At 65.0% G+C, this 22248-nt stretch carries 23 protein-coding genes and 1 pseudogene; 21 read left to right on the forward strand and 3 right to left on the reverse strand.

The genetic code is table 11. The features are described from left to right. The 16 genes from RGUI_RS11835 to RGUI_RS11910 all read left to right on the forward strand — a co-directional run bounded on the left by RGUI_RS11835 (position 1) and on the right by RGUI_RS11910 (position 13514). Positions 1-582, forward strand: coding sequence for a HupE/UreJ family protein (locus RGUI_RS11835; protein WP_081533250.1), 582 nt, complete (start codon positions 1-3; stop codon positions 580-582). Positions 583-592: 10 nt separating this feature from the next. Beyond that, positions 593-1378, forward strand: coding sequence for a Ni/Fe-hydrogenase, b-type cytochrome subunit (gene cybH / locus RGUI_RS11840; protein WP_081533251.1), 786 nt, complete (start codon positions 593-595; stop codon positions 1376-1378). Between the two features lie 281 nt (positions 1379-1659). Further along, on the forward strand, positions 1660-2280 hold the full coding sequence (locus RGUI_RS11845; protein ID WP_081533252.1) for a HyaD/HybD family hydrogenase maturation endopeptidase: 621 nt from the start codon (positions 1660-1662) through the stop codon (positions 2278-2280). Continuing rightward, positions 2280-2600 carry a HypC/HybG/HupF family hydrogenase formation chaperone gene (locus RGUI_RS11850; protein ID WP_081533253.1) on the forward strand — a complete coding sequence of 107 codons (321 nt, stop codon included), beginning with the start codon at positions 2280-2282 and terminating at the stop codon, positions 2598-2600. Before RGUI_RS11845 ends, RGUI_RS11850 begins: the two co-directional genes overlap by 1 nt. A gap of 4 nt (positions 2601-2604) precedes the next feature. After that, positions 2605-2982, forward strand: coding sequence for a hydrogenase accessory protein (locus tag RGUI_RS11855; protein ID WP_081533254.1), 378 nt, complete (start codon positions 2605-2607; stop codon positions 2980-2982). Positions 2983-2992: 10 nt separating this feature from the next. Further along, positions 2993-3817, forward strand: coding sequence for a hydrogenase expression/formation protein (locus RGUI_RS11860; RefSeq protein WP_081533255.1), 825 nt, complete (start codon positions 2993-2995; stop codon positions 3815-3817). Next, on the forward strand, positions 3814-4641 hold the full coding sequence (hybE, locus tag RGUI_RS11865) for a [NiFe]-hydrogenase assembly chaperone HybE (RefSeq protein ID WP_081533256.1): 828 nt from the start codon (positions 3814-3816) through the stop codon (positions 4639-4641). Before RGUI_RS11860 ends, hybE begins: the two co-directional genes overlap by 4 nt. Beyond that, on the forward strand, positions 4638-5528 hold the full coding sequence (locus RGUI_RS11870) for a hypothetical protein (RefSeq protein ID WP_081533257.1): 891 nt from the start codon (positions 4638-4640) through the stop codon (positions 5526-5528). The genes hybE and RGUI_RS11870 overlap by 4 nt, the downstream gene beginning before the upstream one ends. Then, positions 5521-5862, forward strand: coding sequence for a hydrogenase maturation nickel metallochaperone HypA (gene hypA, locus RGUI_RS11875; protein ID WP_081533258.1), 342 nt, complete (start codon positions 5521-5523; stop codon positions 5860-5862). Before RGUI_RS11870 ends, hypA begins: the two co-directional genes overlap by 8 nt. Continuing rightward, positions 5862-6746 (forward strand): hydrogenase nickel incorporation protein HypB, encoded by an 885-nt coding sequence (gene hypB, locus RGUI_RS11880; protein ID WP_081533259.1) that lies wholly within the window; start codon positions 5862-5864, stop codon positions 6744-6746. The genes hypA and hypB overlap by 1 nt, the downstream gene beginning before the upstream one ends. After that, entirely contained in the window at positions 6746-8221 is a 1476-nt protein-coding gene (locus tag RGUI_RS11885) for a sigma-54 dependent transcriptional regulator (protein WP_156882946.1), read from the forward strand. The genes hypB and RGUI_RS11885 overlap by 1 nt, the downstream gene beginning before the upstream one ends. 3 nt (positions 8222-8224) lie before the next feature. Beyond that, positions 8225-8515 (forward strand): HypC/HybG/HupF family hydrogenase formation chaperone, encoded by a 291-nt coding sequence (locus RGUI_RS11890; protein WP_081533261.1) that lies wholly within the window; start codon positions 8225-8227, stop codon positions 8513-8515. Further along, complete coding sequence (hypD, locus tag RGUI_RS11895; RefSeq protein WP_081533262.1) at positions 8512-9654, forward strand: hydrogenase formation protein HypD; 1143 nt, start codon at positions 8512-8514, stop codon at positions 9652-9654. Before RGUI_RS11890 ends, hypD begins: the two co-directional genes overlap by 4 nt. Then, positions 9651-10694, forward strand: coding sequence for a hydrogenase expression/formation protein HypE (gene hypE / locus RGUI_RS11900; RefSeq protein ID WP_081533263.1), 1044 nt, complete (start codon positions 9651-9653; stop codon positions 10692-10694). The genes hypD and hypE overlap by 4 nt, the downstream gene beginning before the upstream one ends. A gap of 125 nt (positions 10695-10819) precedes the next feature. Next, positions 10820-11692, forward strand: coding sequence for a phosphate/phosphite/phosphonate ABC transporter substrate-binding protein (locus tag RGUI_RS11905; protein WP_081533264.1), 873 nt, complete (start codon positions 10820-10822; stop codon positions 11690-11692). A 4-nt stretch (positions 11693-11696) separates the two neighbouring features. Continuing rightward, the gene (locus RGUI_RS11910) at positions 11697-13514 is read left to right on the forward strand and encodes an ATP-binding protein (RefSeq protein ID WP_172841135.1); all 1818 of its coding nucleotides are present in this window, start codon (positions 11697-11699) and stop codon (positions 13512-13514) included. Between the two features lie 7 nt (positions 13515-13521). On the opposite strand, the gene radC is transcribed toward RGUI_RS11910, so the two are convergent. From radC to dnaK, 3 genes are all read right to left on the reverse strand, one after another. Next, entirely contained in the window at positions 13522-14286 is a 765-nt protein-coding gene (gene radC, locus RGUI_RS11915) for a DNA repair protein RadC (protein WP_081533266.1), read from the reverse strand. A gap of 62 nt (positions 14287-14348) precedes the next feature. Beyond that, positions 14349-15500 carry a molecular chaperone DnaJ gene (gene dnaJ / locus RGUI_RS11920; RefSeq protein WP_081533267.1) on the reverse strand — a complete coding sequence of 384 codons (1152 nt, stop codon included), beginning with the start codon at positions 15498-15500 and terminating at the stop codon, positions 14349-14351. A 75-nt stretch (positions 15501-15575) separates the two neighbouring features. Next, on the reverse strand, positions 15576-17492 hold the full coding sequence (gene dnaK, locus RGUI_RS11925; protein WP_081533268.1) for a molecular chaperone DnaK: 1917 nt from the start codon (positions 17490-17492) through the stop codon (positions 15576-15578). Between the two features lie 173 nt (positions 17493-17665). On the opposite strand from dnaK, the gene RGUI_RS11930 reads away from it, so the two are divergent. From RGUI_RS11930 to galE, 5 genes and pseudogenes are all read left to right on the forward strand, one after another. Next, the gene (locus RGUI_RS11930) at positions 17666-18298 is read left to right on the forward strand and encodes an alpha-ketoglutarate-dependent dioxygenase AlkB (protein WP_081533269.1); all 633 of its coding nucleotides are present in this window, start codon (positions 17666-17668) and stop codon (positions 18296-18298) included. Between the two features lie 143 nt (positions 18299-18441). After that, positions 18442-19239, forward strand: coding sequence for a 3'(2'),5'-bisphosphate nucleotidase CysQ (gene cysQ, locus RGUI_RS11935; RefSeq protein WP_371586873.1), 798 nt, complete (start codon positions 18442-18444; stop codon positions 19237-19239). Next, entirely contained in the window at positions 19239-20039 is an 801-nt protein-coding gene (locus RGUI_RS11940) for a 3-deoxy-manno-octulosonate cytidylyltransferase (RefSeq protein WP_081533270.1), read from the forward strand. Before cysQ ends, RGUI_RS11940 begins: the two co-directional genes overlap by 1 nt. Before the next feature lie 266 nt (positions 20040-20305). Further along, positions 20306-21208, forward strand: a complete 903-nt coding sequence (galU, locus tag RGUI_RS11945) for a UTP--glucose-1-phosphate uridylyltransferase GalU (protein ID WP_081533271.1) — start codon at positions 20306-20308, stop codon at positions 21206-21208. 19 nt (positions 21209-21227) lie between these two features. After that, positions 21228-22210, forward strand: a pseudogene (galE, locus tag RGUI_RS11950) (UDP-glucose 4-epimerase GalE). Positions 22211-22248 lie beyond the last annotated feature (38 nt).

The following is a 22248-nucleotide window of genomic DNA, read 5'->3' on the forward strand; positions in this document are numbered from 1 at the left end:
ATGAAGAAACTGATCCTGTCTGCGGCGCTGGCCGCACTTGCCGCCCCCGCGCTTGCCCATACCGGGCATGGGGGCACCTCGGGGCTGATGCACGGGTTCATGCATCCGATCCTTGGGGCCGATCACCTGCTGGCGATGCTGGCGGTGGGGCTCTGGTCCGGCTTCGTCCTGTCCCGGCGCGTCTGGGCGGGGGCCGCGACCTTCATGGGGGCCATGGTCCTGGGCGCGGCACTGTCCTGGTCGGGCGTGCCGATCCCCGGGGTCGAGGGCCTGATCGCGGCCTCGGTCGTGGTGTTCGGTGCGCTGACGGTCTTTGCCCATGGCGGCCAGCCGCGCTGGCTGACCGGGGCGTCGCTGGCGGCCATTGCGGGCTTTGCCATATGCCACGGCCATGCCCATGCGACCGAGGCGACCGGGCAGGCGCTTGCCTATCTGGCGGGCTTCCTGAGCGCCACCGCGCTGCTGCATCTGGCCGGTATCGCGCTTGCCCGGTCCATCGCGGCGGCCCGTGGGGCCAAGACGGTGCGCCGGCTGACCGGGGGTGCGGTTGCGGCCACCGGTGCATGGCTCGTCTCGGGGTAAGGGGCCAGCCATGACCGACACCAACACAACGATCCACATCCCCAATCCGCAGGCGCCGACCCCGCTTGAGGCGGCGCGCCTGACCGGGGGCGCCCGGCCCGAAGACATCGAAAGCCTGCGCATGCAGGCGGCGATCTATGTCTACGAGGTGCCGGTGCGCATCTGGCACTGGCTGAATGCTGCGGCCATCACCGTGCTGATCGTCACGGGCTTCCTGATTGGATCGCCCCCGCCCACCATCGAGATCGCCGAGGCGACGCAGCAATTCACCTTCGGCTATATCCGCTTTGCCCATTTCGCGGCGGGTATGGTTCTGACCGTGGCCTTCCTTGGCCGGATCTACTTTGCCTTCATCGGCAACCGGCATTCGCGTCAGTTGTTCTACCTGCCCTTCTGGCGGCTGCGCTGGTGGAAGGAGTTGTTCTTTGAACTGCGCTGGTATGCCTTCCTCGAAAAGGAGCCGAAAAAGTACATCGGGCACAACCCGCTGGCCCATTTCGCGATGTTCACCTTCATCACGCTGGGCATGACCTTCATGATCTTCACCGGCTTCGCGCTTTATGCCGAGGGGGCGGGGCAGGACTCGATCTACTATTGGGCCTTCGGCTGGATCATCGATCTGGTGCAGAACACCCAGCGCCTGCACACGCTGCATCATCTGGGCATGTGGGCGATCACGATCTTCGCGATCATCCATATCTATGCGGCCATCCGCGAAGACATCATGTCCCGGCAGTCGATGATCACCACGATCATTTCGGGCTGGCGGACGTTCAAGGACGACCGGATCGAGTAATCCGCACCCAGTGAACGCATGATCTGACAGGCGCGGCCACGGTCGCGCCTGTTTGCATTGGAAGGGCACCTTGTGGTTGCGGTTCAAACTGGAAAGTGACTAATCATCAAATCGCGACCGGTATGCGGTAGAATGCCGATAAATCCTTTGTATTTCAGATAAATGACAGATTGTCGCAGGGGTGGGGAAATCGTCTCTGCCATCGGTGACTACAAACTTTACTGTCGTCTCGGGAAACAGGCGAAAGCCATACTGCCAATACGGCACTCAAGGGAGGAACCATGCAGGACGCGCAAGACGACTCCGTGCTCATTCTCGGGATCGGCAATGTCCTCTGGGCGGATGAGGGCTTTGGCCCCCGCTGTGTCGAGGCGCTGGCCGACCGGTTCGCCTTTCCGGACAATGTCCGCTTGCTCGATGGCGGCACGCAGGGGCTTTACCTTCTGCCCTTCATCGAAGAGGTCCGCTCGCTCCTGATCTTCGACGCGGTCGATTACGGTCTGGCCCCAGGCACCCTGAAAATCGTGCGCGACGATGACGTGCCGTCGTTCATGGGCGCCAAGAAGATGAGCCTGCACCAGACCGGGTTTCAGGACGTTCTGGCCACCGCCTCGTTCAAGGGATGCGCGCCCGCGCGGATGACCCTGATCGGCTGCCAGCCGGAGGAAATGGAAGACTACGGCGGAAGCCTGCGGGAAAGCATCGCCGCCCAGATTGCCCCTGCCATCGCCGCGGGGGTCGAGGAACTGGCCCGCTGGGGGATCAAGGCCGTGCCCGGGCGGACCGCGACCGACGATCTGGCCGATGCCTCCCTGCGCCGGGATGCCTACGAATCCGGCCGACCCTCGGCCGAGGATGCCTGCCGCGCCGGCGACGACCGTTTCTTTCCCGGGCGCTCCTGATGTGTCTCGGCCTGCCCATGCGGATCGAGAGCGTGGACGGTATCGCGGCCCGCGCCACGGATGGTGAGGGCGAGATGGTGATCGACCTGTCGCTGACCCCCGATGCCAAGCCGGGTGACTGGGTTCTGACCTTTCTGGGTGCCGCGCGCGAAGTGATCGAGGCCGAAGAAGCGCAGAAGATCCGCGCCGCGCTCCGCGGGCTGCAATCTGTCATGTCGGGCGGTGCGATCGGCGATGCCTTTGCCGACCTCGACAACCGCGAACCGACCCTGCCCCCCCATCTTCAGGCCGCGCTGGACGCGGGCCAAAGCCAAGGATAGCGCCATGACCCACCCGCTGATCGACAGACTGCATTCGGAACTGGGCTGGCCGCGGCTGGCTTCGGTTGCGGCTGTCGACGACTTCACTGCGGCCCCGGGCGCGCATTGCCTGTTTGTGCCGGGCGATCCCGTGCGCAATCTTGAAAGCGCCGATGCCGCGGTGATCCTGCCCGAACTGCGGCAAGCGTTTCAGAACGCGTTCGACTGCGCCATCGTCGATGACGCGATCGAGGCGGAGGTTCGAGAGACCTACCGTGCGCTGAAAACCCCCGGCTTCCTGTTCTTCCGCGAGGGCAAATACCTTGGCGATATCCAGAAGATCCGGGACTGGGACGACTATCTTGCGCGCGTGTCGCACATTCTGAACATGGCCGACGCCTGAGGAGGACATCATGGTCACCAATTTCCACATGCCCCCCACCGGTTTTGGCCCTGGCTCCCAGCCGTCGGAGGAGGACGTGCCGTGGATGCCGATGCCCTCTGGTATGCGCACCTATTCCGCCCACACGCCCGACGTGGACGATGCCGAGGCCGCGGCGCCCGCGCTGGCCCTACTTGAAAAGATGGCCGATGCCTGCGACCGGGCGGCCGAGGGCGAGCCGTCGGTCATCCATCTGGCCGGGGCGGCCCCCGCGGCCCGCAAGCTGATTGCCGAGACGCTGGGCCAAGGCGAGGTCGCGATGAAGATCCGCGGCGTTCCGTCCGTCGCCGTGCAGGAAAGCGTGTTCGCCGGGGTCTGGCAGGTGCTTGGCACCGGTGTCGACCGGGTGGAGGTCGGCCCCGTACCCGCCCGCGCGGTCGCGGCCTTCGAACCGTCGCGCCCGGCCCTGGGGCTGGACGCGCCGAAAACGCCGGGCGTGTTCAATGCGCCGGCGCTTCTGGTCGAACTACTCGACAAATCTAGGCGCTTCCGGCGCGGCAAGGCCCCCCATGTCGTCAACCTGACCCTGTTGCCCCATACCGAAGAGGATCTGGTCTGGCTGGACGCGGCCCTGGGCGAGGGGGTGGTCACGATCCTGTCGCGCGGCTATGGCAATTGCCGGATCACCGCGACGGCCACGCCCCATGTGTGGCGGGTTCAGTTCTTCAACTCGATGGATACGCTGATCCTTGATACGTTCGAGGTTACGGAAATGCCCGAGGTCGCCCTTGCCGCGCGCGAGGATCTGCAGGATAGCGCCGCGCGCATCCGCGAGGTGCTGGAGGCGATCCGATGACCGCGCATCCGGCGGGCGCACCGCGGTTCGAGGGCAGTTACCTGGGCGCCGACGACCGGATCAGCGCCCAAGCCATTATGGAATGCAAGATCTGCTGGACGAGTTATGACCCGGCCGAGGGCGATGACTATCGCCAGGTCCTGCCCGGCACGCCCTTCACGGCCCTGCCCGAGGACTGGACCTGCCCCACCTGCGACGCGCCGAAGGCGCAGTTCATGGTTCGTGAAGATCCCGGCAGCCAGGATGCACTCGACGCGACCTATATCGCCGAAAAGACCGCCGCGCTCACCGCCGATTTCCGCGAGATCTGGAACGCGAAGATGCGCGACGTGCCGCTGTGCAACAAGGCGCTGAGCGTTGAGGCCGTCGGGTTCATCTTGCAGGATGGCCGTCCCTTGGGTGTTCTGGTGGCCCCGTGGTTCATGAACCTGATCCTCTTGCCGGCCGAAGGCGAGGACTGGTCGGACCTGACCCCCGGCGCGCAGGAGGTGATCGGCTTTCCCTCTGGCGAATACGAATTCATCCACAACACGCGAGAGATGGTCGGCGGCTACAAGGCCTGTTCGCTGTTCTCGCCGATGTCGGATTTCACCAGCCAGATGCAGGCGGTCGAAGTCGCGCGCGCGGTCATGACCGAGCTCTTCAAGGAAGAGAACCGGGAGGAGACCGACCGAACCGCCGAGATCCGCGAGACGCGGAAGGCGGAACTGGCCGCTGCCGAAGCTGCCGCTGCTGAAACCGCGGACATCCCTGCCGAACCGTCCCGCCGCGCGGTGATCTCTGCGGGTCTGGCCGGTGTGGAGGAGGCCCCGTCCGGCGAATGACGCCCGCCGCGCTTCATATCGCGCTGACATCCGCGGGGCCGCGTGTGACGCCGCCAAAGCCCACGGGCGTGGAGGCGATGCTTCTCGGCCGCACGGCAGAGGAGGCGGCGGAGCTGTTGCCGCTTCTTTTCAACCTGTGCCGGGCGGCGCAGGGCACGGGCGCGCGCATGGCGCTGGGCCTGCCGTCTGGGCCCGGGGACGCGGCCGCGCTGGCCCATGAGATCAAGCGCGAACACCTGATGCGGCTGTTCGTTTTGTGGCCCCGGCGGCTGGGCCTGTCGCCCGTACGGATGCCCGGCGAAGAGGCCCTTTTGACCGCCGTCTTCGGCCCCGGCGGTTGCCCGGCCGAACCGGAGCGGCTGGACAACTGGCTTGCCTCGGGCGTGGGGGTCTCTCCCGTTATCCGGGCCATTGCCGATGCGTTCGACCCCGGAGAAGCGGTTGTGGACCTGCCCGCGCCCGACCCGGGCGAACTGCGCCCGGCAGACCCCCGGGAAAACAGCCCCTGGGCGCGGCATCCAGATCAGCCCCTGCTGGCGGTGGTCGAGGCCCGGTATGGCCGCGGGCCGCTCTGGCGGGCGCTGGCGCGGCTTGTCGACCTTCACGCTTGCGCCACCGGGCAACTGGACCTTGCCCCGCGGCAAACGGATGGCGTCACCTGCGTGCCCGCGGCGCGCGGCAGCTATACCCTGTCGGCCCGTTTGGTGGACGGCCGGGTGGCGGCCTTTGCGCGCCATACGCCGACCGACGATCTGCTGGCCCCCGGCGGCGCGCTGGAACTGGCGCTGGCGGCCCTGCCCGCGGCCAAGGCGCATCTGGCGCCCCTTTTGGTCGATATCCTCGACCCTTGCGTGCCGGTTGAGTTCACGGAGACCGCCGATGCATGAGATGTCGCTGTGCGAGGGCATCCGCGGGATCGTGGAGGATCAGGCGCGTGTCAACGGCTTTACGGCTGTGCGGGTGTTGCGGGTCGAAATCGGGAAATTCGCGGGTGTCGAAAAGGAGGCGCTGGCCTTTTGCTTCGACGTGGTGATGCGGGGCAGTCCGGCCGAGGGCGCGCGACTGGAAATGATCGACCTGCCGGGCCGGGCGATGTGCTACGATTGCATGGTCGAGGTCGAGATCGAGGAACGGTTGGACCCCTGCCCGAAATGCGGCGGCGGCAAGCTGATGCCCGTGGCGGGCGATGAGATGCGGATCAAGGATATGGAGGTGGTCTGATGTGCACGGTGTGCGGATGCGGAACGGCAACGATTGAAGGCAAGGACCATGATCATGGGGAGCATGGCCACCATCACCATGATCACGCGCACGACCATTCCCACGATCACGATCACGATCATGGGCACGCGCACGGGCATCACCATCACGGCGCGCATGGCGATCTGCATTTCGGCACGGGCGCGGCGGGCACGGCCGTTGCCGGCGTCAGCCAGGCCCGGCTGTTGGAGATCGAGACCGACATCCTGTCGAAGAACGACGCCTATGCCGATGGCAACCGCCGGGTGCTGAGGGCGCTGGGGACGTTCGCGGTCAACCTTGTCTCCTCCCCCGGCTCCGGCAAGACGACCCTTTTGTGCAAGACGATCGAGATGCTGGGCGACCAGCCGCTGGCGGTGATCGAGGGCGACCAGCAAACCAGCAACGATGCCGACCGCATCCGTGCGACCGGGGCCAAGGCCATTCAGGTCAACACAGGCAAGGGCTGTCACCTTGACGGGCATATGGTGGGCCATGCGATGGATCACCTGAACCTGCCCCGCGGCGCGATGCTGTTCATCGAGAATGTCGGCAACCTTGTCTGCCCCGCGGGTTTCGATCTGGGCGAAGATGCCAAGGTCGCGATCCTGTCGGTGACGGAGGGCGAGGACAAGCCGCTGAAATACCCCGACATGTTCACCGTGTCGAAGCTTGCCATCCTCAACAAGATCGACCTTGCCCCCCATTGCGACGTGGATCTTGATGCTTATGAGGACAACCTGCGACGGGTGAACCCGCATATCGAGATCCTGCGCGTCTCTGCCCGGACGGGCGAGGGGATGGATCACTGGGTCGACTGGCTGCGCGCCCATCTGGCCGACAAATCCGCCGGGGCCGCGGTGTAATGGCAAGGGCCAGTTCTCCACCCGCCGTCCTTCTTGTGGATGACGAGCCGCATTCGCTGTCGGCGATGCGCATGGCGCTGGAGGACGAGTTCGAGATCCTGACCGCCGCCAATGCCGATGAGGCCGAGGCGATCCTGAAGGACGAATGGGTACAGGTGATCCTGTGCGACCAGCGGATGCCGGGCCGGACGGGCGTCGAATTTCTGGCCGATGTGCGCGACCGCTGGCCCGAAACCGTGCGGATCGTCATCACCGGCTATACCGACACCTCGGCCATGATCGCCGCGATCAACGAGGCGGGAATCCATCAGTTCCTGACCAAGCCCTGGCATCCCGATCAGCTTGTCATGGCCACCCGGAACGCCGCCCGCCTGTTCCAGCTTGCACGAGAGAACGAGCGGCTGGCGCTAGAGATGCGGCTTCTGACCTCGACGGCGGAGTCGCGGCTGGAGAAACGGCGCAAGGCCTTGCGCGAGGGGATGGGCTTTGAAACCGTGCTACGCACGCCCAACTCCCCGATCAACGCGACGATCCAGCAGGCGCGCCAGTTCGCCAGCTTCGATGTGCCGGTGCTGCTGGTGGGGGAGGCCGGATCCGGCAAGGCGCAGATCGCGCGGGCGATGCATTACGGCTCTCTCCGCTCCGACAAGCCGTTTTACGAGTTGAACCTTGCGGGCCTGCCCGAGGATCTGGCCTTTGTCGAACTTCTGGGGGCCAAGCGCGGGGTGCTGACCGGTGGTGTGGCGCGGATGGGCCTGTTGCAGAAGGCCGACCGCGGTACGCTGTACCTGTCGGGGGTCGAGACGGCGTCGCCTGCCCTGCAACTGACCTTGCTGCGGGTCCTGACCGAGGGCGCCTTTACCCCCGTTGGCGGGCAGGAAACGCTGGGCACCAATCTGCGGCTGATCTGCGGGGCAGAGGGCGACCTGCGGGCCCGCGTCGCTGACGGGGCCTTTCGGGCGGACCTGTATTTCGCGCTTGCCGCGGGTGAGATCGCGGTGCCGCCGCTCCGCGCCCGGCGGGGCGATGTCGCGATCCTTGCGCAGGCGATGCTGGCGGAACTTGCGGTGCAGCATGGCAAGCCGGTGCATGGGCTGGAGGAACCGGCGCTGGAGTTTCTTGAAAACTACGACTGGCCCGGAAACCTGCGTGAGTTGAAGAACGAGATCACCCGGATGCTGATCTTTGCGCAGGAAACCGTGCTGGGCGCGGACCTGATTTCCCGCCACATCCTGCAGGCCCCGCCGTCAGAGGACGGGGCAGACCGCTCGGCCGAGGCGGCGCTGACGGCGGATGGCACGCTGAAGGACCGGGTGGAACTGATGGAGATGCGGATATTGCGCGAAACCCTGACGCGCCACCGCTGGAACAAGAGCCGCGCAGCGGCCGAACTGGGACTGTCGCGGGTGGGGCTGCGGGCAAAACTTGACCGCTACGGCATCGCCGATCCCTCCGCCACGGTCGAGGAGGAGTGAGACATGTGTTTGGGTATCCCCGGCCAGATCGTGGCCATCACCGATGAACCGCGCATGATGGCGCTGGCCGATGTCTCTGGCGTGCGGCGCGAGGTGAGCGTGGCCTGCGTGCTGGACCGCCCCATCGGTGATCTGGTGGGCGAATGGGCATTGATCCATGTGGGGTTCGCCATGGCGCTGATCGACGCGGACGAGGCCGCGAAGACGCTGGAGGCCTTGCGCGATCTGGGCGAGGCGCAAGAGGCGCTGGAGGCGATGGAAGAAGGCGCAAAGGCGCTGGAGGCCGACGCATGAAATACGCCAGCGAGTTCCGCGACCCCAAGGCCGCCCGCGCCGTACTGGCCCGGATTGCCACGGTTGCCGATCAGATCGGCGCGACCCGCGAGAAGCCGGTGCATATCATGGAGATCTGCGGCGGCCATACCCACGCGATCTTCCGCTATGGCCTCGACAAGCTGGTGCATGAGGGGGTGGAGTTCATCCACGGCCCCGGCTGCCCGGTCTGTGTGCTGCCGATGGCGCGGGTGGACGAATGTGTCGAGATAGCCAAGCGGCCGGAGGTCATTTTCACCACCTTCGGCGATGCCATGCGGGTGCCGGGCACGAAAAAGTCGCTGATGCAGGCCAAGGCGGACGGTGCCGATATCCGCATGGTCTATTCGCCGCTCGACGCACTGGAACTGGCCCGCCGCAACCCCGGGCGCGAAGTCGTGTTCTTCGGTCTGGGGTTCGAGACGACGACGCCCTCAACCGCGCTGGCGATCCAGCAGGCGGCATGTGAATCGCTTTCCAATTTCAGCGTCTTCTGCAACCACATTACCGTGCCGGAACCCATCAAGGCGCTGCTGGACGACCCGCATATGGTGCTGGACGGGTTTATCGGGCCGGGCCATGTGTCGATGGTGATCGGCATCCATCCCTACGACTTCATCGCACAGGACTATGGCAAGCCCATCGTCGTCGCGGGGTTCGAACCGCTGGATTTGCTGCAATCGGTGCTGATGGTGCTTGAACAGATCCGCGACGGCCGGGCCGAGGTCGAAAACCAGTATTCCCGCGTGGTGCCCGAACATGGCAACCCGGTCAGCATCACGGCGATGGCCGATGTCTATGAGAAGCGCCCGAGTTTCGAGTGGCGCGGTTTGGGGGAAATCGATGCCTCCGGCCTGCGGATCCGGGCCGCCTATGCCGCCTATGACGCCGAGGAGAAATTCGGCGTGGGCTATGCTGCCGGGCCGCGCCATGTGCCCGAACCCGAAGGCTGCGCCTGCGGTCAGGTGATGACGGGGCGGATCAAACCCACCGCCTGCCCGCAATTCGGAAAGGGCTGTACGCCAGAGATGCCGCTGGGGGCGCTGATGGTCAGCTCCGAAGGCGCCTGTGCCGCCTATTGGCAATATGGCGGCGCCCGGGCCACGGAGGCTGCGGAATGAACGATATGTCCAAGCCGACCCGCCTGCGCGACACGCGCGTGACGCTTTCCCATGGCGGGGGTGGGCGCGCGATGCGGGATTTGATCGACGAGATCTTCACCGCCGCCTTTCACCCCCCGGGCATGGAGGATCAGGCACGGCTGAGCGATGCGGCGCTGGCCGCCCCCGGCGCGCGGCTGGCCATGACGACCGACAGTTTCGTGGTGACGCCGCTGGAATTCCCCGGTGGGGATATCGGCAAGCTTGCCGTTTGCGGTACGGTCAACGATCTGGCCGTGGGCGGCGCGAAACCCCTGTGGCTTTCGGCGGCCTTCATCATCGAGGAGGGGTGCGAGATCGCCCTGCTCCGGCGCGTCGTGGCCTCGATGGTGGCGGAGGCCGAGAAGGCCGGTGTCAGCATCGTCACCGGCGACACCAAGGTCGTGGGCCGTGGCGCGGCCGATGGCGTGTTCATCACCACGACCGGGGTCGGTGTCATCCCGCCCGGACGAAACCTTGAGGCGGGAATGATCCGTCCCGGCGATGTCGCCATCGTCAATGGCGTGCTTGGCGACCACGGGGCGACCATTCTGGCCGCGCGGGGCGATCTGGCACTCTCCACCGATATTCAGTCTGACTGTCAGGGTCTGGGCCATCTGATGGAGGCGGTGATCGCCGCAGCCCCCGACACCCGCGCGGCCCGCGATGCCACCCGCGGCGGTCTGGCCTCCGCCCTGAACGAAATGGCAGAAGCCACGGGCGTGGGGATCGTGATCGACGAAGACGCGCTGCCCCTGCGGGATGAGGTCAAGGGCATGTGCGAGATCCTTGGGCTGGACCCGCTTTACCTTGCCAACGAAGGCACGCTGGTCGTGTTCGTGCCCGAAGCGCAAGCCCCACAGGCCCTGGCCGCGATGCAGGCCCGCCCCGAAGGTCGGGGGGCCGTTGCAATCGGTCGCGCGGTCGAGGCGCATGAAGGGCAGGTGCGCATGCGCACGGCCTTTGGCGGCACGCGGATCGTCGACATGCTGGTCGGAGAACAGCTTCCCCGCATCTGCTGAGACAGGCCCCCCACCGCTCCCGTTTAGAGGATCGCAACAAGTCGGCGCCATGGTGTGGCCCGTCCCCGGTTTCGTCTTGGCTGTTCTGTCCAAACGGCCGACCGGGCGGAGATGGGAGCCACAAGATGCATGTCGTTACAAGCCGCGGGCTGGCCATTGTCCTGTCGTCCCTTCTGGCGATGGCCCTGTCGCTTGCCCCGATTGCCACGCCCAGGGCCGCGGCCGACCCGGCCTATACCATCGGCGTGGTGCCCCAGTTCGAGGCGCGTCGCTTGGCCGAGATCTGGATGCCGATTCTTGACGAGATTTCGAAGCGCACCGGATACGCGTTTCAGATGGTCGGCGCGTCGGACATCCCCCAGTTCGAGGGGGAGTTCATGCAGGGCACTTACGACTTCGCCTATATGAACCCCTATCACGCGCTGGTTGCCGAAGACACGCAAGGCTATCTGCCGATCATCCGCGACGGCGGGCGGCAGCTTTTCGGGATTCTGGTCGTGCGCAAGGACGCCCCGTTCCAGTCGGTGAGCGAGCTTGCCGGGAAGAGTATTGCCTATCCGGCCCCGAACGCGCTGGGCGCGTCACTGCTGATCCGGGCCGATCTCGACCGGATATTCGCGCTCGATTACACGGCAAGCTATGTGGCCACGCACAGTTCGGCCTATCTGAATGTCTTTCTGGGCGGCGCCGATGCGGCCGGCGGGGTGATGGCGACCTTCCGCAAACAGGACCCTGCGATCGGCGACCAATTGCGCGTTCTCTATGAAACGACACGGGTGCCGCCGCATCCCATCGTCGTGCATCCGCGCGTGCCGCACGAGGCGGCCGAGGCGTTCCGGAAGGCCGTGCTGGACCTGGCCGAAACGGACGAAGGGGCGGCCCTGCTTGCACAGGTTCCCTTCCGCAAGGCCATTGCGGCCGGGGCGACCGACTATGCCGTGTTGCGGGACCTTGCACTGGAGTCCTATTTCGTTCCACCAGACACAGGCACCGACTGATTTCATGCGGCTGCGTCCCCCAAGGTGGAACATACGGCGGCTGCTTCTGGCCCTCTTGCTGGCAGTGACCCTGTCCAGCATCGTCGTGTTCCAGTGGGTTCTGGTTCCCCGCGTCACGCAGGTGATGACCAAGGCGCAGCGCACCGAGATCGCGCAGCAGATGGATGTCATCATCGACTCGATCGAGCCATTCCTGTTGTCGCGCCAGTATGGGGCGGTGATCGAAACCCTGTCGACCATCGAGGATCGCAACGAGACTTGGGTCTCGATCCACTTCCGCCTGCCCAACGGGATGAGCCTTTACCCGTTGATCCCGGTGGAGCGGGCCCATCCCGGCCGTGTGATCCGGATCACCCGCGACCTGGACCTGCGCGGCCAGTCCCTTGGGTCCTTGTCGGCGACGGTGGATCAAAGCGCGCTGATTGCCGATCTGAGGTCGGAGGTCAGCGGCATCACGATGTGGATCCTGCTGGGCCTGCTGGTGGTCATCCTGTTGCTGGTGCTGATCATCGACCGGCTGGTCGCGCGCCCCATCGGCGGGCTGGCCCGGGCCGCGGACCGCATGGCCGAAGGCGATTTTACCCAACCCCTTGATGCGGCATGGGTCGACGAGATCGCCCGCCTGACCCAGAGCTTTTCCGCCATGCGCCGCAAGATCGGGCATCAGACCGAGGCGCTCAGCCGCGCGCGGGAAGAGGCCGAGGCCGCGCTTCAGACCAAGTCGGAATTCCTGGCCCGGATGAGCCATGAGATCCGCACGCCGCTGAACGGGGTTATCCCAGTGGCAGAGTTTCTCAGCGACACCGACCTGACCGACGAGCAGTGCTATCACGTCGATACGATCCGGGAATCGGGAAAGGCGCTGCTGGCCATCGTCGATGACATCCTTGATCTGGCGAAGCTGGAGCAGGGCAAGATGGTGCTGACCGAAGCGCCGTTCTGCCTGTCGGACCTTGTTTCGATGGTCACGCGCATCCTGCGCGTTGCCGCCGAAAAGAAGGGGCTCAGCCTGTCGGGGGAGGTCTCTCCGGATCTGATGGGCGTCTGGTTTGCCGGGGACGAGGATCGGTTGCGCCAGGTGCTGATCAACCTTGTCGGCAACGCCATCAAGTTTACCGAGGCCGGGCGCGTGACGATCCGCGCAGGGCATGCCGCCGCCCCGGGCTGGATTGTGCTTTCCGTGATCGACACCGGCATCGGCATCGCCGCCGAAGACCAGCAGCGTATCTTCGAGAGTTTCGAGCAGGCCGAAGGCGGGCGCCGGCGGCGCTTTGGCGGGACGGGCCTTGGCCTTGCGATCACCCGCGCCCTTGTGGAAGCCCATGGCGGCCGGCTGACCGTCGATAGCGTCCCCGACGCGGGCAGCCGGTTCGAGATCGAGCTTCCCCTGTCCCGGGCCATGTCGCACGGCGCCGCGGCCGATCCTGCTACGGTCGACCCACAGCCCGGTACAGAGGAGCGCCCTGCAAAGCGGGCGCTTGTGGTTGATGACAACCGCACGAACCGGTTCGTGGCCAAGACGATGCTCCAGCGGATCGGGTACGAGGTCGAACTGGCAGAGAACGGGCAGGAGGCGCTGGGCGCGGTGCAAAGCAGGTGCTTCGACATCGTCTTGATGGACATGCACATGCCCGACATGGACGGTCTGGAAGCCACGCGCCGCATCCGGGCGCTGAACCGGCCGCTGGAATCGATGCGAATCGTGGCGCTGACGGCGAGCGTTCTGGAAGAAGACCGCATTCGCTGCCGGGAGGCCGGCATGGACGGCTTCGTCTCCAAGCCCCTGTCGCTTGCCGCCTTGCGGACCACCCTCGCGGCATAAGCGGCGTCTACAGGTATCCTTCGGCCCGAAAGCTCAACTCCCGCGCCTTGCCCACGATGATGTGGTCATGCAGCACCAGAGACAGCGCGGCGCAGGCGGTATCGATCTGTTCGGTCATTGCGATATCGGCCTGAGAGGGCGTCGGATCGCCGGACGGATGGTTGTGCACAAGGATCAGCGCCGAGGCATTCAGTTCCAATGCCCGCTTGACGACCTCCCGTGGATAGACGGGCACATGATCTACGGTGCCGCGGGCCTGTTCCTCATCGGCGATCAGCACGTTCTTTCGGTCGAGGAACAGAACCCGGAACTGCTCGGTCTCCCGATGGGCCATCGAGGTGCGGCAATAGTCCAGAAGCGCGTCCCAGCCCGACAGGATCGGTCGGTTCATCACCCGCGCCCGGGCCAGCCGGTGGGCGGCGGCCTCGACGATCTTCAACTCCACCAGCACGGCCTCGCCCACGCCCTTGACCTCTCGCAATCGCGCGGCGGGGGCGGACAGCACGCCGTTGAAGCCCCCGAACGTCTCCAGCAGGGACCGGGCCAAGGGCTTGACGTCCTGCCGCGGCACCGCGCGGAACAGGACGAGTTCCAGCAATTCGTAGTCCGGCATGGCCGCGGCGCCCCCCTCCATGAAGCGAGTGCGCAGACGCTTGCGGTGATCGCGGATGTAGGAGGGCAGGCGCTCCGCCGATGCCGAAACGGGCCTGGCCTCAGCAAAAAGCGGCAAGGCGGGTTCGGCAAGTTTGGTGGAGGCGGGTGGCTCGCTCATGGGCGGCAGCCTAGGCGGAGCATGGTCAACGAAAGGTTAACGCGCCCGCAGGCGCGTCACCGTCAGCTTTTCATGCCGTCCCAGAAGCTCTTGACCTTGGTGAAGAAGGACGACCCTTCGGGGTTGTTCTCCTCGCTCAGTTCCTCGAACTCTTTCAGCAGTTCCTTCTGCCGCGCCGTCAGCTTGACCGGCGTTTCCACGGCCAGTTCGATGAACATGTCGCCATTGCCGCCGCCGCGCAGCCCCGGCATGCCCTTGGCACGAAGGCGCATCTGCTTGCCCGACTGGCTGCCCTCGGGCACCTTCACCCGGGACCGGCCGCCGTCGATGGTCGGCACTTCGATCTCGCCCCCAAGGGCCGCGGTGGTCATCGACACCGGAACGCGGCAATGCAGGTTCATGCCCTCGCGTTCGAAGATCGGGTGGGGGGCCACCTCGATGAAGATGTACAGGTCTCCGGGCGGTCCGCCACGCAGGCCCGCTTCGCCCTCTCCGGCCAGCCGGATGCGCGTGCCCGTCTCGACGCCCGCGGGGATATTGACCGAGAGCGACCGGTCCCGTTCCACCCGCCCCGCGCCACCGCAGGACTTGCACGGGTTCTTGATGATCTGCCCCATGCCGCCGCAGGTGGGACAGGTGCGTTCGACGGTGAAAAAGCCCTGCTGTGCCCGCACCTTTCCCATGCCCGAACAGGTCGGGCAGGTGGCAGGCTCGGCGCCGCCCTCGGCCCCGGTTCCGTTGCAGACCTCGCAGGCGACCGACCCGGGCACCTTGATCGTCCGGTGGACGCCGGAATAGGCCTCTTCCAGAACGACGCGCAGGTTATAGCGCAGGTCGGATCCGCGGGTCGCGCGCTGACGCCCGCCCGCGCCCTGCTGGGCCATGAAGTCGCCGAACAGATCGTCGAACACGTTCGAGAAGGCAGACGCGAAATCGCCCTGCCCGCCGAAACCCGCACCGCCCGGACGCGGGCCGCCGCCCATGCCCTGTTCGAACGCCGCATGGCCGAACCGGTCATAGGCGGCTTTCTTGTCGGCGTCTTTCAGCGTCTCGTAGGCTTCGTTGACTTCCTTGAACTGCGCCTCGGCATTGGGGTTGTCCGCGTTGCGGTCCGGATGCAGTTCCTTGGCCTTCTTGCGATAGGCCTTCTTGATTTCCTCGGCCGAGGCGCCGCGGCTCAGACCCAGAACTTCGTAGAAATCGCGCTTTGCCATCAGCTTTCCCTCTGGCGGGAACGCACGGGCCGGCCCGGGGTCGCCCGGACCGGCCGCATTGCCCCCGTGCGCCCGTTACGAGCGCTTGTTTTCGTCCAGATCCTCGAACTCCGCATCGACGATGTCGTCATCGACGGCGCTGGGCTCATCGGTGCCATCGGCCTCGGCCTCACCGGCCTCTTCCTGCTGCGCCTTGTAGATCGCCTCGCCCAGCTTCATCGCGGCTTCGGACACGTTCTGGATGCCACCCTTGATCTTGTTGGCGTCGTCGGTTTCCAGCGTTTCCTTCAGCGCGCCAAGGGCCAGTTCGATCGCCTCGACGGTAGAGGGGTCGACCTTGTCGCCATGGTCCTCGATCGACTTCTCGGTCGAGTGGATGAGGCTTTCGGCCTGGTTCTTGGTCTCGACCAGTTCGCGGCGTTCCTTGTCGGCCTCGGCATTGGCCTCGGCGTCCTTGACCATCTGGTCGATCTCGTCGTCGGAAAGACCACCGGAGGCCTGGATCGTGATCTTCTGTTCCTTCCCGGTGCCCTTGTCCTTGGCGGAAACCGACACGATGCCGTTGGCGTCGATGTCGAAGGTGACCTCGATCTGCGGCATGCCGCGCGGGGCCGGCGGGATGTCTTCAAGGTTGAACTGGCCAAGCAACTTGTTGTCGGCAGCCATTTCCCGTTCGCCCTGGAACACGCGGATCGTCACGGCCGATTGGTTGTCTTCGGCGGTGGAGAAGATCTGCGACTTCTTGGTCGGGATCGTGGTGTTGCGGTCGATCAGCCGGGTGAACACGCCACCCAAGGTCTCGATGCCCAGCGACAGCGGCGTGACGTCCAGAAGGACCACATCCTTGACGTCGCCCTGCAGAACACCGGCCTGAATGGCGGCGCCCATCGCGACCACCTCATCGGGGTTGACGCCCTTGTGGGGCTCTTTCCCGAAGAACTTGGTGACCTCTTCGATGACCTTCGGCATCCGGGTCATACCGCCGACCAGAACCACCTCGTCGATGTCGCCGGTGGACAGGCCCGCATCCTTCAGCGCGTCCTGGCAGGGCTTGATCGATTTCTTGATCAGGTCGCCCACAAGGCTTTCCAGCTTGGCGCGGGTCAGTTTCATGACCATGTGCAGCGGCGTGCCGGTGTCCTTGTCCATCGAGATGAACGGCTGGTTGATCTCGGTCTGGCTGGAGGACGACAACTCGATCTTGGCTTTTTCGGCAGCTTCTTTCAGACGCTGCAGGGCCATCTTGTCCTTGGACAGATCGACACCGTGTTCCTTTTTGAACTCGTCGGCCAGATAGGCGACGATCCGCATGTCGAAGTCTTCGCCGCCGAGGAACGTATCCCCGTTGGTCGATTTCACCTCGAACAGGCCATCGTCGATCTCAAGGATGGTGATGTCGAAGGTCCCGCCGCCAAGGTCGTAGACGGCGATGGTCTTGGTCTCTTTCTTGTCGAGACCATAGGCCAGCGCGGCGGCTGTCGGCTCGTTGATGATCCGCAGCACTTCAAGCCCGGCAATCTTGCCGGCGTCCTTGGTGGCCTGACGCTGGGCGTCGTTGAAATAGGCGGGCACGGTGATCACGGCCTGCGTGACGTCCTCGCCCAGATAGCTTTCGGCGGTTTCCTTCATCTTCTGCAGGATGAAGGCAGACACCTGGCTGGGGCTGTATTTCTCGCCCTTTGCTTCGACCCACGCGTCGCCATTGCCGCCATCGACGATGGAGTAGGGGACGTGCTTCTTGTCCTTCTCGACTTCGGCATCGTCAAACCGGCGCCCGATCAGGCGCTTGACGGCGAAAATTGTGTTGTCGGGGTTGGTAACGGCCTGCCGCTTGGCGGGCTGACCCACGAGACGTTCGTTGTCGGTGAAGGCGACGATGGACGGGGTCGTCCGCGCGCCTTCGGCATTCTCGATCACCCGGGGCTGCGACCCATCCATGATGGCAACGCAAGAGTTGGTGGTCCCGAGGTCGATACCGATGACTTTGCCCATGTGCTAAACCTCTTCTTCGGCGATGTGTTGGAGCGCAGACCCTAAGAAGGCCCCTGCACTCCGATCCCTATAGGTGCGGGGAATGGCCCCGAACCCGGCTCTTGGCGCTATATAAGAAGGGGTATTGGGGCCTGCAAGCGGCCGATATGACAGAAATGTGAGTCTGGTGAACGATGTCTGAGACCGCCGAACCCCGTCGCGCCTGCCCCTCCCGCGTCCTGCGCGGGGTCGCGATTTTCGAAGGCTGGCTGACACCGGAGAGACAGGCGGCCATGATCTCAGATATCCGCGGTGTCGTGGCTGCGGCGCCGTTCTTCCAACCCGAAACCCGGTTCGGCCGAAAGATGAGTGTGCGCATGACCTCGGCCGGGCGCTGCGGCTGGGTGTCGGACAGGCGCGGATACCGGTACGAACGGCGCCATCCGTCGGGGGCGGCGTGGCCTGAGATCCCGGCCGCCGTTCTGGCGGTTTGGGCAAAGATCACGGGTCTTGAGCGTGACCCGGACTGTTGCCTGATCAACTATTATGGCGCGGGGGCGAAGATGGGCCTGCATCAGGATCGGGACGAAGCCGATTTCCGCTGGCCGGTCCTGTCGATCTCGCTGGGCGACTCTGCCCTTTTCCGGATCGGCAATGTGGAGCGCGGGGGCAAGACCGAAAGCGTCTGGCTGCAATCCGGCGATGTGCTTGTCATGGGGGGAGAGGCCCGGCTGGTCCACCACGGAATCGACCGGATCAAGATGGGATCGTCGGCGCTTTTGAAAGATGGCGGGCGGCTGAACCTGACCTTGCGCGTGGTGGACTGACGGTGCCGGGTGTGCCGCCCTGTGGGGGCGATAAACCGGGGCCCGCCATCGCAACGGGCAAGACGGACGGCGCTTGCCGTTCCGGGTCCGGACAACCATAAAGGCGATGACCGAAGACCGTTCAACCGCATCAGGAGGCAGGTTTGGATTACACGCGACTTGAAGAGGTGATGCGGCGCACGGCGCTTCTGGCCGGTGCGAAGATCATGGAAATCTACGAGTCGGAGGATTTCGAGGTGCGCGCCAAATCCGACGACAGCCCGGTGACCGCAGCCGACGAAGCGGCCGATGCCCTGATCGCGGCAGAGTTGCGCGCGGCCTTTCCCGATGTTCTTCTGGTGACAGAGGAACAGGCGGCCAGCCATGCCGAGCAGGCCGAGGATTTCCTGATCGTCGACCCCCTGGACGGCACCAAGGAATTCATCAAGCGCCGGGGAGAATTCACGGTGAACATCGCCTGGGTCGAGGGCGGCGTGCCGGTCCGCGGCGTGGTCTATGCGCCGGCAAAGGGGCGACTGTTCTACACCCGTGCCAACGGTGCCGCGGTCGAGGAAACGGGCGATCTGGCGCTCGATGCGCCCGGCGCTGCCACACCGCTTTCGGTGTCGTCCCCCGACAATGATGCGTTGGTGGTCGTCGCGTCCAAGTCGCATCGCGATCAGGCCACCGACGACTACATCGCCAAATACGCCGTGAAGGACATGACGAGCGCGGGTTCTTCGCTGAAGTTCTGCCTCGTCGCGACAGGAGAGGCCGATCTTTATCCGCGTCTGGGCCGAACCATGGAATGGGACACCGCCGCGGGCCATGCGGTTCTGGCCGGTGCGGGGGGCAAGGTCGTGCGGTTCGATGACCACACGCCGCTGGTCTATGGCAAGGACGGCTATGCCAACCCGTTCTTCATCGCCTACGCGCCCGGCGTGGATCTGAAGGCCTCCTGATGTCGGTCTTGATCGTTATCCCGGCGCGCTATGCCTCGACCCGCTATCCGGGCAAGCCGCTTGTCGATCTGGCAGGCGCCACGGGTCAGAAGAAGACCCTGATCCTACGCTCGTGGGAGGCCGCGTGCGCGGTTTCCGGCGTCGACCGGGTGGTCGTGGCAACCGATGACGACCGTATTCGCAAGGCGAGCGAGGGGTTCGGGGCCGAGGTCGTGATGACGTCGGAGAGGTGTGCCAACGGCACCGAACGGGTGGCCGAAGCCCTTGATGCCCTTGGCGGCGCCTTCGACATCGTGGTCAATCTTCAGGGGGACGCGCCGCTGACGCCTGCATGGTTCGTCGAGGATCTCGTGGCCGGGCTGTCGGCCGATCCGGTGGCCGAGGTGGCAACCCCGGTCCTGCGCTGCGATGGCGCAACGCTGAACGCATTTCTGGAAGATCGTAAGGCCGGCCGTGTCGGCGGCACGACGGCGGTTTTCGGGCGTGACCGGCGGGCGCTCTACTTCTCCAAGGAGGTCATCCCCTACACCGGCAAGCACTTTGCCGATGGGGATCCGACCCCGGTGTTCCATCATGTCGGCGTCTATGCCTACCGGCCCTCGGCCCTGGCGGCCTATCGCGGCTGGTCGGCCGGCCCGTTGGAAGAGCTTGAGGGGTTGGAGCAACTGCGCTTTCTCGAACGGGAACGCCCGGTGCTGTGTGTCGAGGTCGAGGCACGGGCGCGAGAATTTTGGGAACTGAACAATCCCGAAGACGTTACGCGTATCGAGGCGATGATGGCACGGATGGGAATCGCATGACGTCAGAAGTGGCAGATTTCATCAGGTTGCCCTACGTCAGCCGTGGCTGAAATCCGCCGGTTTTCGTGACATTGTCGCCACAGAAAGGGCAATATCGCACAGGCCCTGCTACGAGGCGGCGATGCGGGACGCAGTTTCCCGGTATTCGACGTTAATATTCACGGTTGTTCTTTGTGAAGTGACGCGGATGTTCTAGGAACGGGCACACTCGCAGCGTGATCGGGTTGGTCACGCTTCAGGTCGTAAATAGAGGGCGAGGAACGACTATGAACCGTAAAGTATTGAAAGCCGTATTCCCGGTCGCAGGGCTGGGTACCCGTTTCCTTCCGGCCACGAAGTCGATCCCGAAAGAGATCATGACGCTGGTTGACCGCCCCCTCATCCAGTACGCCATCGACGAGGCGCGCGCCGCGGGCATCAAGGAATTCATCTTCGTCACCTCGCGCGGCAAGAACGCGCTTGAGGACTATTTCGACCATGCGCCGCAGATCGAGGATGCGCTGAGGTCGAAGGGCAAGAAGGACCTTCTTGACACCCTTGAGTCGACCAACATGGAAAGCGGCGCCATCGCCTATATCCGTCAGCACAAGGCGATGGGTCTTGGCCACGCGGTGTGGTGCGCCCGCCGCCTGATCGCGAACGAACCTTTCGCGGTGATCCTGCCCGACGACGTGATCGCGGCCGAAAAGCCCTGCCTTCAGCAGATGGTCGAAGCCTACGAGGAAACCGGCGCGAACATGGTCGCCGCGATGGAAGTGCCGCGCGAAAAGACCCATGCCTACGGCATTCTGGACGTGGAGCGTGACCTTGGCGACAAGGTTCTGATCAAGGGCATGGTCGAAAAGCCGAGTGTCGAGGACGCCCCGTCGAATCTCGCGGTCATCGGCCGGTACATCTTGACGCCGAAGGTGCTCCACAACCTCGACCAGAACTTCAAGCACAACCGCTTGGGTGCGGGTGGCGAATTGCAGCTGACCGATGCCATCGCGGAAGAAATCAATGCCCAGGGCGTCTATGGCTATCGCTTCAACGGCCAGCGCTTCGACTGCGGGTCAAAGGCCGGGTTCCTTCAGGCAACCGTGTCCTTCGGCCTGTCGCGACCGGAACTGCGGGACGAATTCGCCGGGTATCTTCGGGAACTGGTGTCGCTGAAGCAGGCGGCCGAGTAGGGCGAGCGCGAGACCGGCTATGAAAAGCGTTCTGGTCACGGGCGGTGCGGGCTATATCGGCTCGCACGCCTGCAAGGTGCTGGCCCGGTCGGGCTATGTTCCCGTCACCTATGACAACCTGTCCACCGGCTGGGAACAGGCGGTGAAGTTCGGTCCGCTTGAGCAGGGCGACATCGCCGACAAGGCCCGCCTTGCCGAGGTGTTCGAGGCCCACAACCCCGTCGCCGTCATGCATTTCGCCGCCTTCAGTCAGGTGGGCGAGGCGATGCGCGAACCCGGCAAATACTGGCGCAACAACCTGTGCGGGTCGCTGGCGCTGATCGAGGCCGCGATTGCCGCGGACTGCCTGAATTTCGTCTTCTCCTCCACCTGTGCCATCTTCGGAGAGCAGGATGGCGTAACCCTGAACGAGGACAGCGCCCAGGCGCCGCTGAATGCCTACGGGGCGTCCAAGCGCGCGATCGAGGACATGCTGCGCGATTTCGGGGCCAGCCATGGCCTGAACTCGGTGATCTTCCGCTATTTCAACGTCGCCGGTGGGGATCCGGACGCGGAAGTCGGCGAATGTCATGTGCCCGAGACTCACCTGATCCCGATCATGCTGGAGGCCGTCGATGGCAACCGGCCGGAACTCACCATCAACGGGACCGACTACAACACGCCCGACGGCACCTGTGTGCGCGACTACATCCATGTCATGGACCTGGTCGAGGCACATGTGCTGGGCGTCAAATGGCTGGAAGACGGCAAGGGCAGCCGTGTGTTCAACCTCGGCTCGGGCAATGGCTATTCCGTCCGGCAGGTCCTTGAACGGGGGCCGCGGTCACCGGGCTGGAGGTGCCGTTCCGGGAAGGGCCGCGTCGGGCTGGCGATGCCACAAGCCTCGTTTCCGGAAGCGCCCGCGCCGAGCAGGAACTCGGCTGGCAGCCCAAGCGGGCCGATCTGGACACGATGATCGCGGATGCGTGGCGCTGGCACAAAACCGGCGGTTACGGCGGCTGAGCAAACGCGAAAGAACGCGGGCAGGCGGGCAAGCAGCG

Origin of the sequence: Rhodovulum sp. P5, assembly GCF_002079305.1 — a bacterium.
In the GTDB taxonomy this organism is placed as follows: Bacteria; Pseudomonadota; Alphaproteobacteria; order Rhodobacterales; family Rhodobacteraceae; genus Rhodovulum.

What these genes read in the sequence shown, in the direction of transcription:
- hypA (WP_081533258.1), top strand. Translation starts at nt 5,521, where the DNA reads ATGCATGAGATGTCGCTGTGCGAGGGCATCCGCGGGATCGTGGAGGAT.
- cybH (WP_081533251.1), top strand. Translation starts at nt 593, where the DNA reads ATGACCGACACCAACACAACGATCCACATCCCCAATCCGCAGGCGCCG.
- RGUI_RS11905 (WP_081533264.1), top strand. Translation starts at nt 10,820, where the DNA reads ATGCATGTCGTTACAAGCCGCGGGCTGGCCATTGTCCTGTCGTCCCTT.
- RGUI_RS11845 (WP_081533252.1), top strand. Translation starts at nt 1,660, where the DNA reads ATGCAGGACGCGCAAGACGACTCCGTGCTCATTCTCGGGATCGGCAAT.
- RGUI_RS11910 (WP_172841135.1), top strand. Translation starts at nt 11,697, where the DNA reads ATGCGGCTGCGTCCCCCAAGGTGGAACATACGGCGGCTGCTTCTGGCC.
- RGUI_RS11940 (WP_081533270.1), top strand. Translation starts at nt 19,239, where the DNA reads ATGTCGGTCTTGATCGTTATCCCGGCGCGCTATGCCTCGACCCGCTAT.
- dnaK (WP_081533268.1), bottom strand. Translation starts at nt 17,492, where the DNA reads ATGGGCAAAGTCATCGGTATCGACCTCGGGACCACCAACTCTTGCGTT.
- RGUI_RS11885 (WP_156882946.1), top strand. Translation starts at nt 6,746, where the DNA reads ATGGCAAGGGCCAGTTCTCCACCCGCCGTCCTTCTTGTGGATGACGAG.
- hypD (WP_081533262.1), top strand. Translation starts at nt 8,512, where the DNA reads ATGAAATACGCCAGCGAGTTCCGCGACCCCAAGGCCGCCCGCGCCGTA.
- RGUI_RS11890 (WP_081533261.1), top strand. Translation starts at nt 8,225, where the DNA reads ATGTGTTTGGGTATCCCCGGCCAGATCGTGGCCATCACCGATGAACCG.
- RGUI_RS11835 (WP_081533250.1), top strand. Translation starts at nt 1, where the DNA reads ATGAAGAAACTGATCCTGTCTGCGGCGCTGGCCGCACTTGCCGCCCCC.
- hypE (WP_081533263.1), top strand. Translation starts at nt 9,651, where the DNA reads ATGAACGATATGTCCAAGCCGACCCGCCTGCGCGACACGCGCGTGACG.
- galU (WP_081533271.1), top strand. Translation starts at nt 20,306, where the DNA reads ATGAACCGTAAAGTATTGAAAGCCGTATTCCCGGTCGCAGGGCTGGGT.
- hypB (WP_081533259.1), top strand. Translation starts at nt 5,862, where the DNA reads ATGTGCACGGTGTGCGGATGCGGAACGGCAACGATTGAAGGCAAGGAC.
- RGUI_RS11870 (WP_081533257.1), top strand. Translation starts at nt 4,638, where the DNA reads ATGACGCCCGCCGCGCTTCATATCGCGCTGACATCCGCGGGGCCGCGT.
- RGUI_RS11930 (WP_081533269.1), top strand. Translation starts at nt 17,666, where the DNA reads ATGTCTGAGACCGCCGAACCCCGTCGCGCCTGCCCCTCCCGCGTCCTG.
- radC (WP_081533266.1), bottom strand. Translation starts at nt 14,286, where the DNA reads ATGAGCGAGCCACCCGCCTCCACCAAACTTGCCGAACCCGCCTTGCCG.
- dnaJ (WP_081533267.1), bottom strand. Translation starts at nt 15,500, where the DNA reads ATGGCAAAGCGCGATTTCTACGAAGTTCTGGGTCTGAGCCGCGGCGCC.
- hybE (WP_081533256.1), top strand. Translation starts at nt 3,814, where the DNA reads ATGACCGCGCATCCGGCGGGCGCACCGCGGTTCGAGGGCAGTTACCTG.
- RGUI_RS11855 (WP_081533254.1), top strand. Translation starts at nt 2,605, where the DNA reads ATGACCCACCCGCTGATCGACAGACTGCATTCGGAACTGGGCTGGCCG.
- RGUI_RS11860 (WP_081533255.1), top strand. Translation starts at nt 2,993, where the DNA reads ATGGTCACCAATTTCCACATGCCCCCCACCGGTTTTGGCCCTGGCTCC.
- RGUI_RS11850 (WP_081533253.1), top strand. Translation starts at nt 2,280, where the DNA reads ATGTGTCTCGGCCTGCCCATGCGGATCGAGAGCGTGGACGGTATCGCG.